The sequence below is a fragment of the Pseudomonas sp. PGPPP4 genome (genome assembly GCF_002256045.1).
GTDB lineage: Bacteria > Pseudomonadota > Gammaproteobacteria > Pseudomonadales > Pseudomonadaceae > Chryseomonas > Chryseomonas oryzihabitans.
Map to the genome: position 1 here is coordinate 544,433 of NZ_NKID01000001.1, position 18,702 is coordinate 563,134.

Annotated in this window: 20 protein-coding genes; 1 reads left to right on the top strand and 19 read right to left on the bottom strand. The window is 70.1% G+C overall.

Translation table 11 applies throughout. The annotated features are described in order from the left end of the window. Positions 1-15 precede the first annotated feature (15 nt). From CFE50_RS02470 to CFE50_RS02560, 19 genes are all read right to left on the bottom strand, one after another. Entirely contained in the window at positions 16-1,248 is a 1,233-nt protein-coding gene (locus CFE50_RS02470; RefSeq protein WP_286730713.1) for a beta-ketoacyl-ACP synthase, read from the bottom strand. Continuing rightward, a complete protein-coding gene (fabG, locus tag CFE50_RS02475; RefSeq protein ID WP_007161063.1) occupies positions 1,248-1,985 on the bottom strand; it encodes a 3-oxoacyl-ACP reductase FabG in 738 nt (245 codons plus the stop codon). Before fabG ends, CFE50_RS02470 begins: the two co-directional genes overlap by 1 nt. Continuing rightward, the gene (locus tag CFE50_RS02480; protein WP_183633332.1) at positions 1,982-2,431 is read right to left on the bottom strand and encodes a hotdog family protein; all 450 of its coding nucleotides are present in this window, start codon (positions 2,429-2,431) and stop codon (positions 1,982-1,984) included. The genes fabG and CFE50_RS02480 overlap by 4 nt, the downstream gene beginning before the upstream one ends. Continuing rightward, a complete protein-coding gene (locus tag CFE50_RS02485) occupies positions 2,428-3,612 on the bottom strand; it encodes a beta-ketoacyl-[acyl-carrier-protein] synthase family protein (RefSeq protein ID WP_286730717.1) in 1,185 nt (394 codons plus the stop codon). The genes CFE50_RS02480 and CFE50_RS02485 overlap by 4 nt, the downstream gene beginning before the upstream one ends. Next, the gene (locus CFE50_RS02490; RefSeq protein WP_286730719.1) at positions 3,609-4,109 is read right to left on the bottom strand and encodes a hypothetical protein; all 501 of its coding nucleotides are present in this window, start codon (positions 4,107-4,109) and stop codon (positions 3,609-3,611) included. The genes CFE50_RS02485 and CFE50_RS02490 overlap by 4 nt, the downstream gene beginning before the upstream one ends. Then, on the bottom strand, positions 4,106-5,353 hold the full coding sequence (locus CFE50_RS02495; RefSeq protein WP_286730721.1) for an NAD(P)/FAD-dependent oxidoreductase: 1,248 nt from the start codon (positions 5,351-5,353) through the stop codon (positions 4,106-4,108). The genes CFE50_RS02490 and CFE50_RS02495 overlap by 4 nt, the downstream gene beginning before the upstream one ends. Further along, positions 5,346-7,670, bottom strand: a complete 2,325-nt coding sequence (locus CFE50_RS02500; RefSeq protein ID WP_286730724.1) for an MMPL family transporter — start codon at positions 7,668-7,670, stop codon at positions 5,346-5,348. The genes CFE50_RS02495 and CFE50_RS02500 overlap by 8 nt, the downstream gene beginning before the upstream one ends. Then, entirely contained in the window at positions 7,667-8,251 is a 585-nt protein-coding gene (locus CFE50_RS02505; protein ID WP_286730726.1) for an outer membrane lipoprotein carrier protein LolA, read from the bottom strand. Before CFE50_RS02505 ends, CFE50_RS02500 begins: the two co-directional genes overlap by 4 nt. Continuing rightward, positions 8,239-8,673 (bottom strand): acyl-CoA thioesterase, encoded by a 435-nt coding sequence (locus CFE50_RS02510; protein ID WP_286730728.1) that lies wholly within the window; start codon positions 8,671-8,673, stop codon positions 8,239-8,241. The genes CFE50_RS02505 and CFE50_RS02510 overlap by 13 nt, the downstream gene beginning before the upstream one ends. Then, positions 8,666-10,192 (bottom strand): HAL/PAL/TAL family ammonia-lyase, encoded by a 1,527-nt coding sequence (locus CFE50_RS02515; RefSeq protein ID WP_286730730.1) that lies wholly within the window; start codon positions 10,190-10,192, stop codon positions 8,666-8,668. The genes CFE50_RS02510 and CFE50_RS02515 overlap by 8 nt, the downstream gene beginning before the upstream one ends. Continuing rightward, positions 10,182-11,102 carry a lysophospholipid acyltransferase family protein gene (locus CFE50_RS02520; RefSeq protein WP_150339765.1) on the bottom strand — a complete coding sequence of 307 codons (921 nt, stop codon included), beginning with the start codon at positions 11,100-11,102 and terminating at the stop codon, positions 10,182-10,184. Before CFE50_RS02520 ends, CFE50_RS02515 begins: the two co-directional genes overlap by 11 nt. Then, positions 11,099-11,836: a glycosyltransferase family 2 protein gene (locus tag CFE50_RS02525; RefSeq protein WP_027601013.1), complete on the bottom strand. Its 738-nt coding sequence runs from the start codon at positions 11,834-11,836 to the stop codon at positions 11,099-11,101. The genes CFE50_RS02520 and CFE50_RS02525 overlap by 4 nt, the downstream gene beginning before the upstream one ends. After that, positions 11,833-13,479, bottom strand: coding sequence for an ApeI family dehydratase (locus CFE50_RS02530; RefSeq protein WP_286730733.1), 1,647 nt, complete (start codon positions 13,477-13,479; stop codon positions 11,833-11,835). Before CFE50_RS02530 ends, CFE50_RS02525 begins: the two co-directional genes overlap by 4 nt. Continuing rightward, positions 13,476-14,048 (bottom strand): COG4648 family protein, encoded by a 573-nt coding sequence (locus tag CFE50_RS02535; RefSeq protein WP_286730735.1) that lies wholly within the window; start codon positions 14,046-14,048, stop codon positions 13,476-13,478. Before CFE50_RS02535 ends, CFE50_RS02530 begins: the two co-directional genes overlap by 4 nt. A gap of 10 nt (positions 14,049-14,058) precedes the next feature. Continuing rightward, a complete protein-coding gene (locus CFE50_RS02540; protein ID WP_286730737.1) occupies positions 14,059-14,313 on the bottom strand; it encodes an acyl carrier protein in 255 nt (84 codons plus the stop codon). 10 nt (positions 14,314-14,323) lie between these two features. Further along, positions 14,324-14,584, bottom strand: a complete 261-nt coding sequence (locus tag CFE50_RS02545; protein WP_007161049.1) for a phosphopantetheine-binding protein — start codon at positions 14,582-14,584, stop codon at positions 14,324-14,326. Next, complete coding sequence (locus CFE50_RS02550; RefSeq protein WP_286730741.1) at positions 14,577-15,344, bottom strand: lysophospholipid acyltransferase family protein; 768 nt, start codon at positions 15,342-15,344, stop codon at positions 14,577-14,579. The genes CFE50_RS02545 and CFE50_RS02550 overlap by 8 nt, the downstream gene beginning before the upstream one ends. Continuing rightward, on the bottom strand, positions 15,341-16,063 hold the full coding sequence (locus CFE50_RS02555) for a beta-ketoacyl synthase chain length factor (protein ID WP_278438666.1): 723 nt from the start codon (positions 16,061-16,063) through the stop codon (positions 15,341-15,343). Before CFE50_RS02555 ends, CFE50_RS02550 begins: the two co-directional genes overlap by 4 nt. Positions 16,064-16,430: 367 nt before the next feature. Further along, complete coding sequence (locus CFE50_RS02560) at positions 16,431-17,666, bottom strand: MFS transporter (protein ID WP_286730744.1); 1,236 nt, start codon at positions 17,664-17,666, stop codon at positions 16,431-16,433. Positions 17,667-17,814: 148 nt separating this feature from the next. On the opposite strand from CFE50_RS02560, the gene CFE50_RS02565 reads away from it, so the two are divergent. Then, a complete protein-coding gene (locus CFE50_RS02565) occupies positions 17,815-18,699 on the top strand; it encodes a LysR substrate-binding domain-containing protein (RefSeq protein WP_286730746.1) in 885 nt (294 codons plus the stop codon). The last annotated feature ends 3 nt before the right edge of the window (positions 18,700-18,702 follow it).

An 18,702-nucleotide genomic window follows, 5' to 3' on the forward strand; every position in this document is an offset into this window, starting at 1 on the left:
CTCGGGATAGGGTCATCAGGACCAGCGGCGGAAGATCAGCGAGGTGTTCACCCCGCCAAAGGCGAAATTGTTGTTCATCACATGGTCCGTGCGCAGCGCGCGTGGCCCGCCACGCAGATAGTCCAGCTCGCCGCACTGGGGATCCAGTTCGTCGAGGTTGAGGGTGGGCACGAACAGCTCCTCGTTCATCATGGCGATGCTGAACCAGGATTCCAGGGCGCCGCAGGCACCCAGGGTATGGCCCAGGTAGCTCTTCTGCGAGCTGATGGGCATGCGGGCGCCGAACAGCGCCTGGGTGGCGCGGGTCTCGGCGATGTCGCCCTGTTCGGTGGCGGTGCCGTGGCCGTTGACGTAGCCGATGGCGTCCGGGGTCAGCCCGGCGTCTTCCAGGGCCAGCTCCATGGCGCGTTGCATGGTGGCCTGCTCGGGACGGGTGGAGTGCTGGCCATCGGCGTTGCTGCCGAAGCCGACGATCTCGGCGTGGATACGCGCACCTCGCGCCTGGGCGTGTTCCAGCTCCTCCAGCACCAGGATGCCGGCGCCTTCGCCGATCACCAGACCGTCGCGACTGCGGTCGTAGGGACGCGGCGAGGTGTGGGGGGCGTCGTTGCGCAGGCTGGTGGCATAGAGGGTGTCGAAGACCATGGCCTCGCTGGGACAGAGTTCTTCGGCGCCGCCGGCCAGCATCAGCGGCAGGCGCCCGAACTTGATGGCCTCGTAGGCGTAGCCGATGCCCTGGCTGCCGCTGGTGCAGGCGCTGGAGGTGGGGATCAAGCGGCCCTTGAGACCAAAGAACAGACTCAGGTTGGCGGCCGCCGTGTGCGGCATCATGCGCACATAGGTATTGGCGTTGAGGCCCACCGCGGCGTCGCTGAGCAGCATGTTGGCCAGGGCCTTGATGTCGTCGGTGCTGCCGGTGGAGGAGCCGCAGGCCACGCCCATGCGGCCGTCGGTGATGCGCGGGTCGTCCAGCAGCCCGGCATCGGCCAGGGCGCGCTCGCCGGCGGCTACCGTCAGCTGTGAGACCCGCCCCATGCTGCGCAACTGCTTGCGGGTCCAGTGGCCCGGCACCTGGAAGTCGACGATGGGACCGCCCAGACGGGTGTTCATCTCGGTGTAGCGATCCCAGGCGTCCATGCGGCGGATGCCGCTGTGGCCGGCGAGGAAATGGTCGCGGATGGTCGGCCAGTCACTGCCCAGGGCGGTGACGCCGGCCATCCCGGTGATCACGACGCGGCGCGCGCTCATCAGCACAGTCCTCCGTTGACCGCCAGCACCTGGCGGGTGATGTAGCCGGCCTCGGGGGCGAGCAGGAAGGCCACGGCGTGGGCCACTTCCTCGGGGGTGCCCATGCGCCCGGCCGGGATCATCTCGAGGATCTTCTCCACCGGCACGTGCTCGTCGAGGATCTCGGTGTCGATCAGCCCCGGGGCCACGCAATTGACGGTGATCTTGCGCTTGGCCAGCTCCACGGCCAGGGCCTTGGCGGCGCCGATCAGGCCGGCCTTGGAGGCGCTGTAGTTGACCTGGCCGCGATTGCCGATCAGCCCGGAGACCGAGGTGATGCAGACGATGCGCCCCGGCGCGCGGCGGCGGATCATCGGCATGACCACCGGGTGCAGCACGTTGTAGAAGCCGTCGAGGTTGGTGCGCAGGACCACATCCCAGTCTTCGCCGGTCAGCGCCGGAAAGGCGCCGTCGCGGGTCAGGCCGGCGTTGCAGACCACCCCGTAGTAGCCGCCGTGGGCCTCGGTGTCGGCCTCCAGGATGGCGGCGCAGGCGGCGCGGTCGCCGACGTCGAATTGCAGCACCCGGGCGCTGCGACCCAGGGCCTCGACCTCGGCGCGCACGGCCTCGGCTTCCTCGCGGCGGCTGCGGCAGTGCAGCACCAGGTCATGGCCGGCGGCGGCCAGGCGCAGGGCGATGGCGCGGCCCAGGCCGCGGCTGGAACCGGTCACCAGGACCGGAGCGGGGGCGACGCTCATGGCGCGGGCTCCTCTAGGTACAGATCCACCTGGGGTGGACGATAGACGTTCAGGCGAGCGCTGGCCTGGCAGCCAGGGCCCTGCAGGTGGCAGTCGAAGATGGCCATGCCATCGTCGTTTTCCAGCGCCGGCTGGGCGCGGATGCGCAATTCGCCACCGGCGGGAAAGGCCGGCACATCGCAGGCGAACTGGCGGGTGCCGAGCAGGAAGCCCAGCGCCGGCGCCTCGCCGCGACGGCGCGCCTGGCAGCCGGCGAAGGCGGCCACGCTCTGGGCCATCAGCTCCACGCCGATCCAGGCCGGCAGGGCACCCGCGGCATCGGTGAAAAGGCCGGGCCTTACCACCAGGCGGGTCTCGATGCCGCCCTCGTCGCAGGCGAGGATCTCGTCGATCAGCAGCATGTCGCCGGCGTGGGGCACCAGCTCGGCGAGGGTCCAGGGGATCATGGCGTGGCTCCGAGGATGAGGCTGACGTTGCTGCCGCCAAAGGCGAAGCTGTTGCTCATGGCGTGGCGGCGCCCGTCCAGGCGGCTGTCGGCATCCGTCAGCGCCAGCCGCGGCAGGGCCGGATCGGCCTGGCCGTCCCAGCGCTGCGGCGGCAACTGGCCGGCGGGATTGAGCCGCGGGTCCAGGGTCAGCCAGGCGAAGGCGGCTTCCAGGGCGCCGGCGGCGCCGAGGGTATGGCCGGTCAGCGGCTTGGTGGAAGAGCAGGGCACCCCGGCCGGAAACACCTGGTGGGTGGCCTGGCTTTCCATGGCGTCGTTGTGCGGCGTGGCGGTGCCGTGCAGGTTGAGATAGCCGATGTCCCCCGGTTGCAGGCCGCTGGCGCGCAGGGCCGCCTGCATGGCCTGGACGGCGCCGCGCCCGCTGGGATCGGGGGCGGAGATATGGTGGGCATCGGAACTGGCGCCGCCACCGAGCAGGGCGATGGGGCCGGGTTCGCGGGTCAGCAGGAACAGCGCCGTCCCCTCGCCGATGTTGATGCCGCAGCGATTGACCGAGAAGGGATTGCACAGCGATTCGCTGACCGCTTCGAGGGCGGCGAAGCCGTTCAGGGTCAGGCCGCAGAGGCTGTCGACTCCGCCGCAGAGCACGGCGTCGCAATGCCCCTGGACCAGCAGCCGGCGGGCGCTGAGCAGGGCGCGGGCGCTGCTGGTGCAGGCGGTGGAAAGGCCGTAGCAGGGGCCGCTCAGGCCCAGGTAGCGGGCGAGGAAATCCGCCGGGGCCACCAGTTCCTGCTGGGCGTACTGATAGCCCTCGGGCAACTGGCCGCTGCGCTGGTGCACGGCGATGCCCAGGCTGGCCTCGTGGATGCCCGAGGTGCTGGTGCCCAGCACCACGCCGATACGCGCCGGGCCGTGGCGCTCGATGGCCTGGCGCACCTGGGGTTCGATCTCGGTCAGGGCCGCCAGCAGCAGCTGGTTGTTGCGGCTGAAAAAAGGTGTCCACTCCAGCGGCCAGGCTGGCAGCGGCGCGGTGACGGTGCCCACCGGCGGCTGGCGCTCGGGAATCCAGCCCGCCGTAGGCTGCATGCCGGCCGTATCACCGGCGAACAGGCCACGGGCCACCTCGGCCTTGCCCTGGCCCAGGGCGCAGAGCAGGCCCAGGGCATTCAGGTAGGCGCTCAAGGCGTGGACTCCGGCAAGAGCGTCAGGCGATAGCTGGACCCATCCGGCGCCTGCAGCTCCAGGCGGTCGGCGGCGGGATAGCGCACCTGCCAGTCCTTGAGGCTGCGGCTGCCGTCGGCGGCCCTCTGCCAGTCGCCCGCGGTATAGGCCCGTGGCAACTGGTCGGTCGGGGTCAGGGCGAACAGCAGCACGCTGAAGAAGGTGCGCGCCCGGGGATTGGGCGGCAAGAGGCCGTCGGCGTGCCAGGCGCCGTCGATCAGTTGCTGACGCGCCTGGGGCACGCCGAGGGGATCGAACAGCGAAAAGCGCAGGGCGGCGCCTCCCGGCTGGATGGCCAGCAGCAGGGCGTCGCCGCCCTCGGCGGTCTGGCGCTCCACCTGGTAGACCAGGGCACGCGCCAGCGGCGGCGGACTGCTGGGCAGCGGCGGCTGGCTGGCGCAGGCGGCGAGCAGCAGCAGGCAGGCCAGCGCGAAGACGAACGGACGGGGCAGGGTCATGCAGGATGGGCCGAATTCAGCTGACAGAGCTCGACGAGCAGGCGCAGGCGCCGCCGGGGCTCCTTGACGAAGGGGTTGCGAACGTCCCAGGCGTAGCCGGCGAGAATGGCGCAGATCATGCGCTTGATCTCGGGATCGGCGTGTTCGAAATAGATGACGTCCTGGAAGCTGCCATCGTACCAGCCCTCCACATAGGCACGGAACGTATCGACGCCCGCCTTGAGCGGCCGGGCGAATTCGGCTTCCCAGTCCACCGACTCGCCGCGCAGCTGGCGATCCACCAGCGGTGCGGCCAGGCTGGCCGAGCGCAGGGCGATGGTCACGCCCGAGGAAAACACCGGGTCGAGAAACTCGGCGGCGTTGCCCAGCAGGGCGAAGCCGGGGCCGTGCAGGCGCTTGACGTTGGCGGCGTAGCCACCCAGTTCGCGCACCGGCGTATCCCAGACCGCATTGTGCAGCACCCGGGCCAGGCTCGGGGTCTCGGCCACCCAGTCGCGCAGACAGGTGGCGAGATCGGCGGCGCGTCCGGCATAGCGCTCGGCGGCGGCGACCACCCCGATGGAGGTGCGGCCGTCGCTGAAGGGAATGGTCCAGAACCAGACGTCCCGCAGGGTCGGATGGGTGGTGATGAGGATGCGCTGGCGGTCGAAGCCGGGATCGTCGATGCGATCCTCGACATGGGTGAAGAGCGCGCGGCGCACGGGGAAGTCCGAAGGCGCCTCCAGATCCAGCAGGCGGGGCAGCACGCGGCCGTAGCCGCTGGCGTCGAGCAGGAAGTCGGTGGTCAGCGCATAGGCCTGGCCGTCGTCGCCCTGCACCTCGAGCCGGGTCCTTTCGCCGTCTTTACCCAGGGTCACGGCGGTTACGCGCTGACCGTAGCGGATCGTAACCCCCTGGCGCGCGGCGTCGTCGGCAAGGATCTTGTCGAAGGGGCCGCGCTGGACCTGGAAGGTGCTGCGGCCACCACTATAGGTGTCGCGGAAGTCGAAGTCGGTGTAGCGCTCGCCCCAGGCGAAGGCCGCGCCAATCTTGGTCTGGAAGCCGGCGGCCTCGACCGCGGGCAGCATCCCGGCTTCCTCGACGAAGTCCAGGCTGTGGGAGAGCAGGCTCTCGCCGATGGAAAAGCGCGGAAAGTGCTGGGCTTCCAAGACCAGCACCGGATGGCCGCGGCGCTTGAGCAGGGCGGCGACCAAGGCGCCCGCCGGGCCGGCACCGATGACGATCAGGGGATGATGTTCAACCATGACGAAGGTCCTTTTCGTGGGAGACGGGGGGCGAGGCCCAGGGCGCCAGCAGAAAGCTGAACACCAGGCCCAGGCTGATGGCCAGGCCGAAGTTGGCGATGGCCGGGGTGCTGCTGAGCATCAGCAGGCCAAAGGACAGCCAGCTGCCGACGCCGGACAGCAGGCCGCCGAGCAGACTGACCGCCGCACCGCCGATGGCCTCGTGCATGAGGATGGCGTAATCCACGCCGATGGCGGTGATGAGCAGCAGGGCGAAGAGGCTGAACAGGGTCAGCGGCTGACCCAGCCAGCCCAGGCAGGCCAGGGCCGCCAGGGCCGCCAGCAGCGGCAGGCAGACGATGCGCAGCGCCGCGCGGCGGCCGAAGGCCCAGAGCAGCAGGAGAAAGATGGCGCCCGAGGCCAGCAGCTTGAGTTCCACCGCCAGGCGCTGGGTGTGGACGAACAGTCCGCGCAATTCGCCCAGGCGATCCACCAGTTGCACGCCGGGCAGGCCCTCGGCCTGCGTCTGTAGCACCTCGGCGTTGCCCAGGCCTTGCAGGCTGACCAGGCCGGCCGCGCCGCCCTCGGTCGTGCGGCCCAGCCAGAGCGGTCGCCAGGGTTCGCCCAGGGGGCCGGCCAGCGCCTGGTCGAGACTCAGGTCGGGCAGCTGCTGCAGTTGCTTGAGCTCGGCCTCCAGCGCCTCCGCCGGGATACCCACGGCCAGCAGCGGTTGCAGGCGTTCGCCCCAACCGGCCAGGGCCTGGCGCAATTCGGCCTGGGCCGCGGCGGGAGCGAGCAGACCGCTGAGCGCACGATAGCCCTGCAGCTGGCCGGCGCTGACCAGGGCGTCGAGGCGCTGGCCCAGGGCGGTCTGGCGCTCCAGCACCTGGTCGGCATCGGCGCCACGCACCAGGAAGAACTGGCTGGTGGGTTGCAGGCCGGTGAGACGGGCGATGGCCTGGGCTTCGCGGGTCAATGTCGGGTCCTGGCCGAGCCAGAGGCGCAGGTCGTTCTGCAGGTGCAGCTGCCAGACACCGGCGCCGCAAAAGGCCAGCAGGGCCAAGAGCAGCGGCAGGCTGCCGGTGCGGCCCAGCAGGCGCAGGCGCAGGTCGAGCAGCCGTTGCATGACGCGCAGCGGCGCGGCAGGCGGTGCCAGGTCCAGGCGCTGCCACCAGGCTGGCAGCAGGCAGACGGTGGTGAGGTAGGCGCCGATCAGGCCGGCGGCGGAAAACACCGCCACCTGGGTCAGCGCCGGAAAGGGCGTGCAGGCCAGCGCCAGATAACCGAGCAGGTTGGTGGCCAGGCTGAGGGACAGACCGGGCAGGGTCTCGCGCAGGATGGCCGTGGCGTCCCAGGGACCGCCCTTCCAGCTCTTGCTGAGATAGTGCAGCGGATAATCGGCGGCCACCCCAGTCAGGCTGGCGCCAAGGATCAGGGTGAGGGCGTTGATCTGGCCGAAGAGCAGCACGCAGGCGGCGCTGCCGGCCAAGAGGGCCACGCCCACCGCCAAGAGGCTGAGCAGCACCCGCCAGCGGCGGAACAGCCCCAGCAGCAGGGCCAGGGTACCGAAGGTGGCGAGGCCGCCGATCAGTGACATCTCGCGACTGGCGGTGGCCTGGCCGGCGGCGGCGTATCTCAGGCCGCTGGCGGCCAGCAACTGACCGCCGTCGGCCACCACCTCGCGGCGCGCGGCCTCGATCAGGGCTTCCACCCGCGGTGGGGCATCGAAGTCGAAGGCATCTGCGCGGGTGCGAGCACGAATCAGCGCCCAGCTCAGGCCGTCGCCCTGGGTCAGCAGCAGGCCGCTGCCGGCGTCGAATTGCACTTTGCTGGCCGGGGTGAGCTGGCGCTGCAGCAGCAGGCCGAGGCCGAACCAGTCCTGCTCCAGTGGCAGGGCACCGGCGCCGGCGAAGGGATCGAAGAGGGCCGCGGCGCGGGCTTGCAGATAGGCGTCGGGCGTCTTGATCAGCTCGTCGCGCGCCGGTCCTGGTGCCAGCGCCAGGCGACTGGCCAGGAGTTGCTGGCGCAGACCGGGCAGGTCAGGAGTGAGTTGCCACTGCACCCTTTCGAACAGCGGCTCCCGCGACAAGGCCTGGCCCAGGCGCTCGGCCAGGGCCGGCAGCCGCTCGCGCTGGGGATGACCGACCAGCAGCAGCACCTCGCGATTGAGCGGCTCGGCCATGCGCGCCTCGGCCTGCAGGGTCAGGGCATCACCGGCGCCCTGGGGCAGGAGCGCCAGCAGATCGGCGGCCACTGGCGGACCGTGCCGCCACTGCCAGGCGCTGAGCGCCAGCAGGGCCAGGAGCAACAGCAGGAAGGAGCGCTGCAGGCGGATCACTGGAAGGCCGCGCGCTGGTCGGCGGAGAGGGCGTCGCGGGCCTGGCCGTCCAGTTTGAGCAGGCTGCGATCGCCCTGGGTCTCGCGGATCTCCACCTGCTCCACCAGCTCACCACCCTCGATGAGGATGCCGTCGAACACCTGCTTGAGCAGGGCACCGCGCGGGGTCAGGCGCAGTTGCCAGTGGCGGGCGTCACCGCTCAGGGCCAGTTCGAAGTCGCGCTCCAGGCCGCTGCGATCGCCGCCGAGCACGGCGAGGAACAGCGCACTCTGGCGCGCGGCCAGGTCGCTGCCGGGCAGCGGCGTCCAGCCGGCGGGGGTCTCTTTGGCGATGGCGCCAGGGGTGATGCGATAGGTCTGGGTCAGCGGCTTCTCCAGCCGCCAGAGCAGGCCCAGGCCGCGGGCCAGGGTGAAGTGGCCGCTGCTGGTGAGCGGCTGCGGCAGGGCGCGCAGATAGCGCTGCTGGACGAAGCTGCCCGCGACCGCGGCCGGACGCGCCAGCTGGGCGGCCAGGTCGTCGAGGTCGAAGGCCTGGGCCAAGGGGGCGGCGAAGATGAGCAGCAGAGCGATCAGCTTGCGCATGCCAGGGCCCTCTCCACGGCGTCGATGAAGACCCTGGGCGAAGCCAGCTGCATTTCGCGGCTGGCCATGTCCACGGCCACCTGCACGGTGCTGGCGCGGGTCAGGCGCTCGCCGGTGGCGGCATCGCTGATCAGGTAGTTGAGCTTGAGGCGGTTCTCCCACTCCACCAGATCGGCCTTGACCCGCACGCGCTGCTGGAACAGCAGGGGACGGATGTAGCGGATCTGCAGGTCGATCACCGGCCAGCCATAGCCGGATTCGCGCATCTGCAGGTAGTTGTGATCGAGGCGGTCGAGCAGGGCGCAGCGCGCCACTTCCAGGTATTTGACGTAATGGCCGTGCCAGGCGATTTCCATCATATCGACGTCGAAGAAGGGGATCTGCATCTCCACCTCGACCTGCAGGGCACCGGTCTTACGCATAGAGCCTCCAGTGGCGGGCGCGGATCAGGGTCAGGGTCTGGCGCAATTCGGCCTCCAGGGCGCGGTCTTCGCGCAGGGGTGCAAAGGTCTCGCCCAGTTCGCGGTGCATGGCGGCCAGGGGCGCGGGCGGCTCCGTGCCCTGCTGGCGCCTGAGCCAGACGCCCTGCTGGGCAGCCAGCAGGGTGGCGGCGGCCACCTGCTCGGTGAGCTCCAGTACGCGCAGGGCGTCGCGGGCGGCGATGGTGCCCATGCTGACCTTGTCCTGGTTGTGGCATTCGGTGGAACGGGAAAAGACGCTGGCCGGCAGGGTGCCCTTGAGCGCCTCGGCGGTCCAGGCGCTGGCGCCGATCTGCACCGCCTTGAAGCCGTGGTTGAGCATGGCCCGCGCGGCCGGCGCGCCGGAGAGATTGCCCGGCAGACCGTGGTTGTAGCGCGCGTCCACCAGCAGGGCGAGCTGACGGTCGAGCAGGTCGGCGACGTTGGCCACCAGGGTCTTGAGGCTGTCCATGGCGCAGGCGATGTGGCCGCCATAGAAGTGGCCGCCATGCAGCACCCGCTCGTCCTCGGCGTCGATCAGCGGATTGTCGTTGGCGCTGTTGAGTTCGGTCTCGATGAACTGGCGCAGCCAGGGCAGGCTGTCGGCCAGCACCCCCAGCACATGGGGCGCGCAGCGCAGCGAATAGCGGTCCTGCAGGCGGTGCAGCGGCGCGGCCGGGCCTTCGGCGGCCAGGTCCGCGCGCAGCCAGGCGGCCACCTGGCCCTGGCCCGGATGGGGCTTGGCGGCGAACAGGCGCTGGTCGAAGTGCTCGGGATTGCCGGCCAGGGCCACCACGTTGAGGGCGGTGATGCGGGTCGCCAGGCGCAGCAGGTACTCGGCGCGGGCGAAGGCCAGGCAGGCCAAGCCGGTCATCACCGCGGTGCCGTTCATCAGCGCCAGGGCTTCCTTGGGCCGGAGCACCAGGGGCGTCCAGCCCAGTTCGGCGTGGACGTCGGCGGCTTCCCGCACCTCGTTGCGCCAGAGTACCTGGCGCTCGCCGCAGAGGGCGGCGGCGACATAGGACAGCGGGGTGAGATCGCCACTGGCGCCCACCGAGCCCTCTTCGGGGATCAGCGGCAGGATGTCTTCGCGCAGGAAGGCGGTGAGGCGTTCGAGCAATTCGACGCGCACCCCGGAAACCCCCTGGCACAGCGACTGCAGCCGCGCCGCCAGCACCGCGCGGGTCGCCGCCGGATCCAGGTGGCGCCCTAGGCCGCAGCCGTGGAAGGTATAGAGCTGGCGTGGCAACGCCTCGACCTGGGCGAGGGGCACGGCGACCACGCAGGAGTCGCCATAGCCGGTGGTGATGCCGTAGACCGAGCCCTCGCGGGCCAGCAGCGACTCGACGAAGCGCGCGCCGCGGGCGATGCCGTCGCGAAAGGCCGCATCGTCCTGCAGGTCGGCCCGGGCCCGGCCCTCGGCCAGGGCGACCAGGTCTTCGAGGGCGAGGGCCTGGCTACCAAAGCGCACACTAGCGTTCATCGCGACTCCAGAAGGGATAGAAGTTGAACCACTGCCGCGGCGCCTTGAGGCAATGGGCGGCGAGGCGCTCGGCATAGGCCTGGGCCAGGCCCTGGATGCCGGCGGCGCGCTCCTGGCGGCGCCAGCTTGGCGCCGGGGCGAAGTCTTCCAGGTAGAGGTGGTAGCCGTCGGCTTCGCGCAGGCAGAACAGCAGGTTGGTCGGGCAGCGCAGCAGGTGGGCCAGCAGCCAGGGTCCCTGGGGGAAGGGCGCCGGGGCGCCGAGAAAATCCACCGCCACGGTGCGCCCGCCATGCAGCGGCACCCGGTCGCCGGCGATGGCCAGCCACTCGCCGCGCTCCAGGCGCTCGCTCAGCTGCAGCATCACCGCCGGGTCCAGCTCGCTGACCTGGATCAGCCGCAGGTCGCTGGCGCCGGCTTCTTCCAGCAGGCGATTGAAGGCCTCGGCGTGGCGGGTGTGCACCAGCACGTTGAGGCGTACCCGCCGCCCCAGCTGGGCCAGGGCGCGACAGACTTCGAGGTTGCCCAGGTGGGCGGTGACCAGGATCTCGCCGCGCGGCCCGTGCATGCGGCTGTGCACCTGATCCGGGTCGTGCAACTGCACCTGATCCAGGCCGAGACGGCCGTTCCAGGCATCGAGCTTGTCCAGCAGGGCTTCGGCGAAGGCCATGAACTGGGCATAGCCGCTGCGCCAGCTGGGCTGCAGCTCGGGACGGCCGCTCCAGTCGGCCAGGCGCTGCTGGTACTCGCGGATGCCACGGCGGGCGCGGGCGCCGAACAGAAAGAAGTACAGCACGATCAACCGCAGCAGCGGGGCGATGGCGCGGCGGCCCAGGTGCCGCGCCAGCCAGGCGGTGAGGCGCATCAGCACGGGGCTGCCGCGCTCGCGCTGCTGCGCCCAGTGGCTGCTCATCCGCGCACCCGGCGCCAGAGCAGGCGCGGCGCGCGCAGCAGCATGCCGAAGAACAGCCGGGTGTGCATGCGCGAGATCAGCACGTTGTCCTGCCAGAGGCGAAAGTGCGAGCGGCCATCCAGCGGATAGTGCACCCGGGTCGGACGCCAGCGCATGGGCTGCTCGCGCCAGGCCAGACGCACCAGGATCTCCGGATCGAAATCCATGCGCTTGCCCAGACCGCCGGCGCGGATCACCGCCAGGGTCGGTGCCAGCGGATAGACGCGAAAGCCGCACATGCTGTCGCGGATCTCCAGCGACAGGCTGTTGATCCAGACCCAGACATGGGTGAGGTAACGGGCATAGAGCCGGCCCTTGGGCACCGAGTCGTCGAATTGCGGATAGCCGCAGATCAGCGCGTCTGGATAAGCCTGGGCCTCGGCGAGAAAGGCGGCCACGTCGGCCAGGTCGTGCTGGCCGTCGGCGTCCACCTGCAGGGCATGGCTGAAGCCCAGGCGCTGCGCCTCGGCGAGGCCGGCCATCACCGCGCCGCCCTTGCCCTGGTTGACCGGCAGGCGCAGCAGATGGATGTCGGGTTGCGTGGCCAGTTCGTCCATCACCTGTGCGCAGGCGGGGCTGGAGGCGTCGTCCACCAGCACGCAGGGCAGGGCGCGCTGGCGCAGCGCCTGGACCACCAGCGGCAGAGCGTGCTCGTGGTCGAACACCGGGATCACCGCGCAGGCACGAAAGCTCAAGACCGCGCCTCCTTGAGCAGGATGCGCCCGGACGAGCAGGCCGCCGTGCCCTGGCGAAAGGCGAAGTGCAACTTGCTGCGGCTGGCGTCGAAGTGGAAGGTCAGGGTCACCCGATCGCCGGGGCGCAGCAGCTGCTGGAATTTCAGCACCTCCATCCCGGCGAAGTCCGCCGGTAGATCCAGGTGCTGGCGCGCCATGCGCTGGGCCCAGCCCACCTGGACCACTCCGGGCACCACCGGAGCCGTGGGGAAGTGGCCGGAAAAGAACGCCAGGTCCGGCGCGACCTCCAGCTCCAGCCGCCAGCCATCTGCGGTCTGCTCGACACTGAGGGGCTCGATCTCCACCGGCCGGGGCTGGGCCAGCAGGCGCTCCACCTCGGCCTGGGCCAGTTTGCCCTGGGCGCTGTAGGGCAGCGCCAGCAGCAGGCGCCAGCGGCGCGGCAGGGCGATGGCCTCGCAATGGCCGACCAGGTGTTCGCGCAGCTCGGCCACCAGGACGCGGCGACCGCCGTTGCGCAGCTGGTGCAGGCCGCGCTCGCTCAGGGCCACCAGGGCGCCGAGCAGGGCGCGACCCTGCTGCACCACGCCCAGGCGGACATCGGCGATGGCGGGATGGCCGAGCAGCCGTGCCTCAAGGGCTGGCAGGGCGATGCGTTTTTCTTCCAGCTTGACGATGCGATCCAGGCGGCCAAGCAACTCGAAGCGACCGTCGCCCAGCAGACGCACGTCGTCCATGGTCTGCTCGCGCACGCCTTGGGGCAGATAGGGCGAGGTCAGCCAGAGGGCGCCCTCGGCATCCTGGCCCAGCTCCAGGTCGGCAAAGGCCTGCCAGGGTTGCGGGCCTCGCCGCCAGGCGATGCCGCCGGTCTCGGAGCTGCCATAGACCTCGGTGGGATAACGACCGAAGCGTTGCTGACAGGCCTTGGCGGCCGCGCCTGGCAGCACGCCGCCAGAAGAGAATACCTGCACCACCTGGCCGAGCACGGCATCGTCGAGATTCTCGCCCAGGCGCTTGAGCAGTGCCGGACTGCTGATCCACACCGCGCGCCGGCCCTGGCGCAGCAGGGCGGCGGTTTCGCGCTGCAATTCCTCGGTGAAGGGCAGCGCCTGGCGGGCGAAGGGCCGCCCGGCGCAGAGCGGCCAGAGCACCCGGAACAGCAGGCCATAGATGTGCTGGGTGGAGACGCTGCCAAGGACGGTCGCCGCGCCAAGGGACGGGCCCCAGAGGCACTCCAGGGCGGCGACCTCGTTGGCCAGCTGGAACAGCTGCTTGGCGATGAGTTTGGGTTCACCGCTGGAGCCCGAGGTGCTCAGGGTCAGCAGCGGCGCCTGCAGATCGAGCCGGGCGGGCGCCAGCGGCACGGCAGCGGTCCAGCCGTCGAGGTCGTCGAGCCAGGCATCGAGCGTCGGCGCCAGTCGCGCGCGGGTGGCAGGCTGGGCATCGGCCGGCAGGATCACCTCGATCCCGGCGCGCCAGGCACCGAGCAGGGCGCAGGCCAGGTCTTCGGCATCGTCCAGATGCAAGGCCAGGCGCCTGAGACCGGCGTTCTGGAAGGCGGCCGCCAGCTGCAGGGCGCGTTGCCTGAGCGCCAGGTCCAGCGGGCTCGCGGGCGCGAGCAATTCGGCCAGGGGGGTAAAGGTCATGGCAGCCTCCGCACGCGCTGGCGGACCAGCCATTCGCCGGCGAACAGCAGGCCCATCAGGCCATAGGCGATGACGCCGGTATAGAGCGTCCACCAGGCCAGCGGCGCCCACAGTGCCAGGCCGGCGGCGGTCAGGGCGTTGAACAGGAAGAACAGGCACCAGACCTGGGTCACCCGGCGGGTGTAGCGCACCGCGCGCGGCGGCAGCTCGGGTTCGCGCAGCCGCGCCAGGCGCTCGATCAGCGGCTGGCCGCGCAGCAGGCTCAGGCCGAACACCGCCAGCAGGAAGAGGCTGAGCAGCACCGGATACCCGCGCAGCAGGACGGCGGCGTCGCTCAGGGCCAGCAGCAGGCAGAAGCCCAGGGCGACCAGGGCGGTGCCGCGCTGCAGGCCGTTGAGACCGGGTTGCAGCAGGCGCAGGCCCCAGAGGGCGCCGAGGCCGGCGGCGAAGAGGCGCGGCGAGAGGTGCTGCAGGCCGAAGTAGACGGCGAAGGGATAGGCCAGGCCGAGCAGGAGCAGCAGGGCACTGGCGACCAGGCCCAGGGGAGAGCGGGAAGGCAGGGCACTCATAAGCGGCGGATCAGGCGTCCGCCTGGCTGATGCGATGGACAGCCTCGACCACGTCCCCCACGGTGCGCACCTGGCGGAATTGCTCGGCGGCGATCTTGTGGCCGGTCTGGCGGCGCAGGCGGTCGATCAGGTCGACGGCGTCGATGCTGTCGATCTCCAAGTCCTCGTAGAGGTTGGCCTCCAGGGTCACCCGCTCGGGCTCCAGCTCGAACAGCTCGACCAGGGCGCTGCGCAGGGTCTCGAAGATGGCTTCACGGCTTTGCATGGCGATCTCCTCAGGCGGCGCGCTGGGCGGCGACAAAGGCCGCAAGGGCGTTGACGTTGGCGAAATGGGTGCGGGTGTCCTTGGCTTCGGCGTCGATGCGGATGCCGTAGCGCTTCTGGATCGCCAGGCCCAGCTCCAGGGCGTCCACCGAATCCAGACCCAGGCCGTCGCCGAACAGGATCTGGTCGTCGCCGATGTCGTCGACGGTGACGTCCTCGAGGCCGAGCGCCTCGATGATCAGGCCTTTGAGCTCGAGATTGAGATCAGTCATGGTTGCCGGTTTCCTTCAGGTAGAGCTGGTGCAGCTGGTCGTTGAGTTCACGCGACGCCAGCGGCAATGGCCGCCCGGCGAAGGTGGAGGGATCGATGTCGGCGCCGACCTCCAGTTGGAAGTCGAAGCGCCGCGCGGGAATGCGATACCAGGGCGTGGCCTTGGTCAGGGTGCTGGGCACCACGCGGATGACTACCGGGGTGATGCAGCGGGCGCCGCGCAGGGCGATGGCCGCGGCGCCGCGATGGAAGCGCGGCGGCTCGCCGGGGGTGGTGCGGGTGCCCTCGGGAAAGATGATCAGCGTCTGGCCGTCGCGCAGGGCGTCGGCGGCTTCGTCGAGCATCTCGGCGCTGCCGTTGTTACTGATGTAGCCGGCGGCCTGGATCTGCCGCTTGAGATAGGGGTTCTGCCAGAGGCCCTGCTTGACCACGCAATTGGCGTCGGGCACCAGGCCGATGAGCACCACCACGTCGATCAGCGAGGGGTGGTTGGCGATGATCAGCTGGCCCGGACGCCCCAGGCGCTCGCGGCCCTGGATGCGCAGATTCATCACCCGGGTCAGCACCATGAAGGCGACGAAGAAGCGGAACAGCCGGGCATTGGCCCGCCGCGCGCGCTGGCGGCGGCGCAGGGGATCGCCCGGCAGCGCCAGCAGCACCGGCAGGATCAGCAGGCGAAAGACCAGGGCGCCGCAGCCGAACACCACGAAGTTGAGCCCCGTGGCCAGCAGGCGGTAGCCGTAGTCCAGGCGGCCGCTCATCCGCGGGCCTCCGCCTGCCAGTGCCAGGCCCGTCCGGCATAGGCGAGGTGCAGGGCGCCAGGCGCTTCCAGCAGGCGCAGCAACTCCAGAGCGTGGGGCCAGGCGCTGGTCGCGGCCTCCGCCGGAGCCGGCGCGCCGCTCAGGCCATGGCTGCCGCCCGGGGTCAGCAGCAGGCCCACGGCATAGGGAAAGGGGACGTCGTCGATCTGGGGGGCATAGAGGGTCGGCGGGGCCTCCTCGGCGATCACCACCAGCACCCCGCTGGCGCCTTCGGCGAGCAGGGTGCAGGCCTCCAGTACGGCGTGTTCGAGGCCGTCGCGACCGGTGGCCAGGGCGTTCATCTCGCTGTGGTCGCCGCGCAGGATCGACCACTGGCCGATGATGGCGTTGTGCACCGAAAGGCTGAACTGGGTAGGCGAAAGCGGCTCGCCACGGGCCAGTTCCTGGAGGATGGCCAGGGTGCGCGGGGTCTCGCCATGGCGCGAGGCGAAGATCAGCGGCAGCGGCTCGCCATGGGCGTCGGCCAGCGGCCAGGCCACCTGGAAGGTCATGCGCGCCAGCCGACTCAGGCGGCGCCGCTGCATGGCCGGCAGGAAGCTGGCATCGGGCTGGCTGCCGTCGTCCGCCGGACGCCAGGGCGCGGCGCACCACTGCCGCCAGGCGTCCTGGTCGCCAAGACCAGGTGCCCAGGCGCGCCAATCGCTAATCTGGAAGTGCATGTTCACAGCCGAATCTACCCCGGAGCCTTACGTGCTTGCCGTTTCATCTATCCCTGATGAGCAGGGTATTGCAGCGTTCGGCGCGCATTATCCAAGCGGCTCCCACCCTAGGCAAACATTTGTCTGAACTTTGCGAAGGGGTGACAGTCGCGCCGCCAAGCCAGAGACAGGCTAGCGTGGCGGGAGGTAGAGGGCCCCTTTTCAGGGAACGAAACGCCGCTCCGTGCGACGAGCGGCAGCGTAAAGCACGATTTATGGGAGAGGGGTGAAGGTAAAGGCGAAGCTGTGGCTGAAGGTTATCGCGATTAGGGCCGATTCGGCGGCTCCAGGGCAGTTTTCTCCTGCCTGGAGCAGCGGCGGCCCGCGATCAGGCCTTCGGCAGTGGCTGCAATCGCGACAGCCGAATCGCCACGGCGAGGGCCGCCAGCAGCAGGGCGCCGATGAACAGACCGACCCCGGTCCAGCCACCCAGGTGCCAGCAGAAGCCACCCAGGGTGCCGGCTACGCTGGAGCCGGCGTAGTAGCTGAACAGATAGAGCGACGACGCCTGGCCCCGCGCCTGGCGCGCCCGGCGGCCCACCCAGCTGCTGGCCACCGAGTGGGCGCCGAAGAAGCCGAAGGTGAACAGCAGCATCCCCGGCAGTACCAGCCACAGCGGGGTGAACAGGGTCAGCAGCAGGCCGCCGAGCTTGAGCACGATGGCGGCGGCGAACACCCGCCGCCGACCGAAGCGATCGGCCAGGCTGCCGAACTTGGCCGAGCTGTAGATACCGGCCAGATAGACCAGTGAGAGGACGCCGATCCAGGCCTGGCTGAGATGATAGGGCTCGGCCAGCAGGCGATAGGCGATGTAGTTGAACAGGGTGACGAAGGCGCCCATCAGCAGGAAGGCCTCCAGGAACAGCCAGGGCAGGCCAGCGTCGCGAAAGTGCAGCGCATAGCCGGCGAGCAGGCTGCGCGGCCGCAGCGGCCGTGGCTGGAAGCGTTTCGACGCCGGCAGGCTGCGCTTGAACAGCAGCGCTGCCACCAGTGCCAGCCCCCCCAGGGCGCCGAGGGCGATGCGCCAGGAGACGAAGTCCACCAGCACCCCGCTGATCACCCGGCCGGACATCCCGCCCAGGGCATTGCCACTGATATAGAGACCCATGGCATAGCCCAGGTGCTCGGGGTGCACCTCCTCGGCCAGGTAGGTCATGGCCACCGCCGCCACCCCGGCCAGCGACAGCCCGACCAGCGCACGGGTCACCAGGATGCCGTCCCAGGTGGGCATCAGGGCGCTGAGCAGGGTGAAGGCGCCCGCAGCGAACAGCGCATAGACCATCACCGACTTGCGCCCGATGGCATCGGAGATCGGCCCGGTCACCAGCAGGCCGCAGGCCATCAACCCGGTGGCCAGGGACAGCGACAGACTACTGGCCGCGGCGGTGAGGCCGAAGGCCTGGGAAAAGATCGGCATCAGCGGCTGCACGCAATAGAGCAGGGCGAAGGTGGCGAAGCCGCCGCAGAACAGCGCCAGGGCGGTGCGCAGGAACTGCGGCGTGCCCTTCTCGATGAAGACGTCCGGTTCGTGGTGGGCTTCGTTGGCGGCGGGCAGGGTGGCCAAGGTGGGGTGGATGGCGTGGCGGACGACCGGGACGTGTTCACGGGTACCTCAGGACAGGTCTGATCTCACCACCCTAGGCTGGTGGCTGCCATATATCCAATATATTGTCCGTCTCGATTGATAGGTTCTACGACTCAATGGAAGACGTATGGAATTGCGCCACCTGAGGTACTTCGTGGCGGTGGCTGAAGAGCTGCACTTCGGCCGCGCCGCCGAGCGCCTGAACATCTCCCAGCCACCGCTCAGCCAGCAGATCCAGGCCCTGGAAAGCGAACTGGGCACCCGCCTGCTGGAACGCACCAACCGACGCGTCGCCCTGACCGAGGCCGGCCGGCTGTTTCTCGACGAGGCCCGGCAGATCCTCCTGGCCAGCGAGCGCGCCGCCGAACGGGTCCGTCGCGCCGGCCGCGGCGAGACCGGGCAGTTGCAGGTGGGCTTCAGCGCCTCTTCGCCCTTCGTCGCCACCATCCCCAAGACGCTGTTCGCCTACCGCCGCGCCTATCCCGAGGTGCGCCTGCAACTCCAGGAGATGAGCAGTCGCGAACAGATCGACGCCATGCTCGCCGGCAACCTGCAGATCGGCCTGATCCGCCCCATCGAATTGCCCGACGCCCTGGTGGCGGTCGAACTCTTCCGCGAACCCCTGGTTGTCGCCCTGAGACACGACCATCCCCTGGCCAGGGGCAGCGGCCCGCTGCCCCTGGCCGCCCTCGCCGCCGAGCCCTTCGTGTATTTCCCGCGCAGCTTCGGCACCGGTCTCTACCAGCAGCTCCACAGCCTCGCCGCCCGCGCCGGCTTCACCCCGCGCATCGTCCAGGAGGCCAGCGAGGTCCTCATCATCCTTGGCCTGGTCGCCGCGGGCCTCGGCGTCACCGTGCTGCCCGCCACCTACCAGCGCACCCAGATGGAAGGGCTGGTGTATCGGGAATTGGATGATCCGGAGGCGACTTCGGCGGTGTGGTTGCTCAGGCGCCGGGATGAGGTGTCGCCGCAGGCAGAGGCGTTTGTGGGGTTGTTGCTACACAATGAATGATGG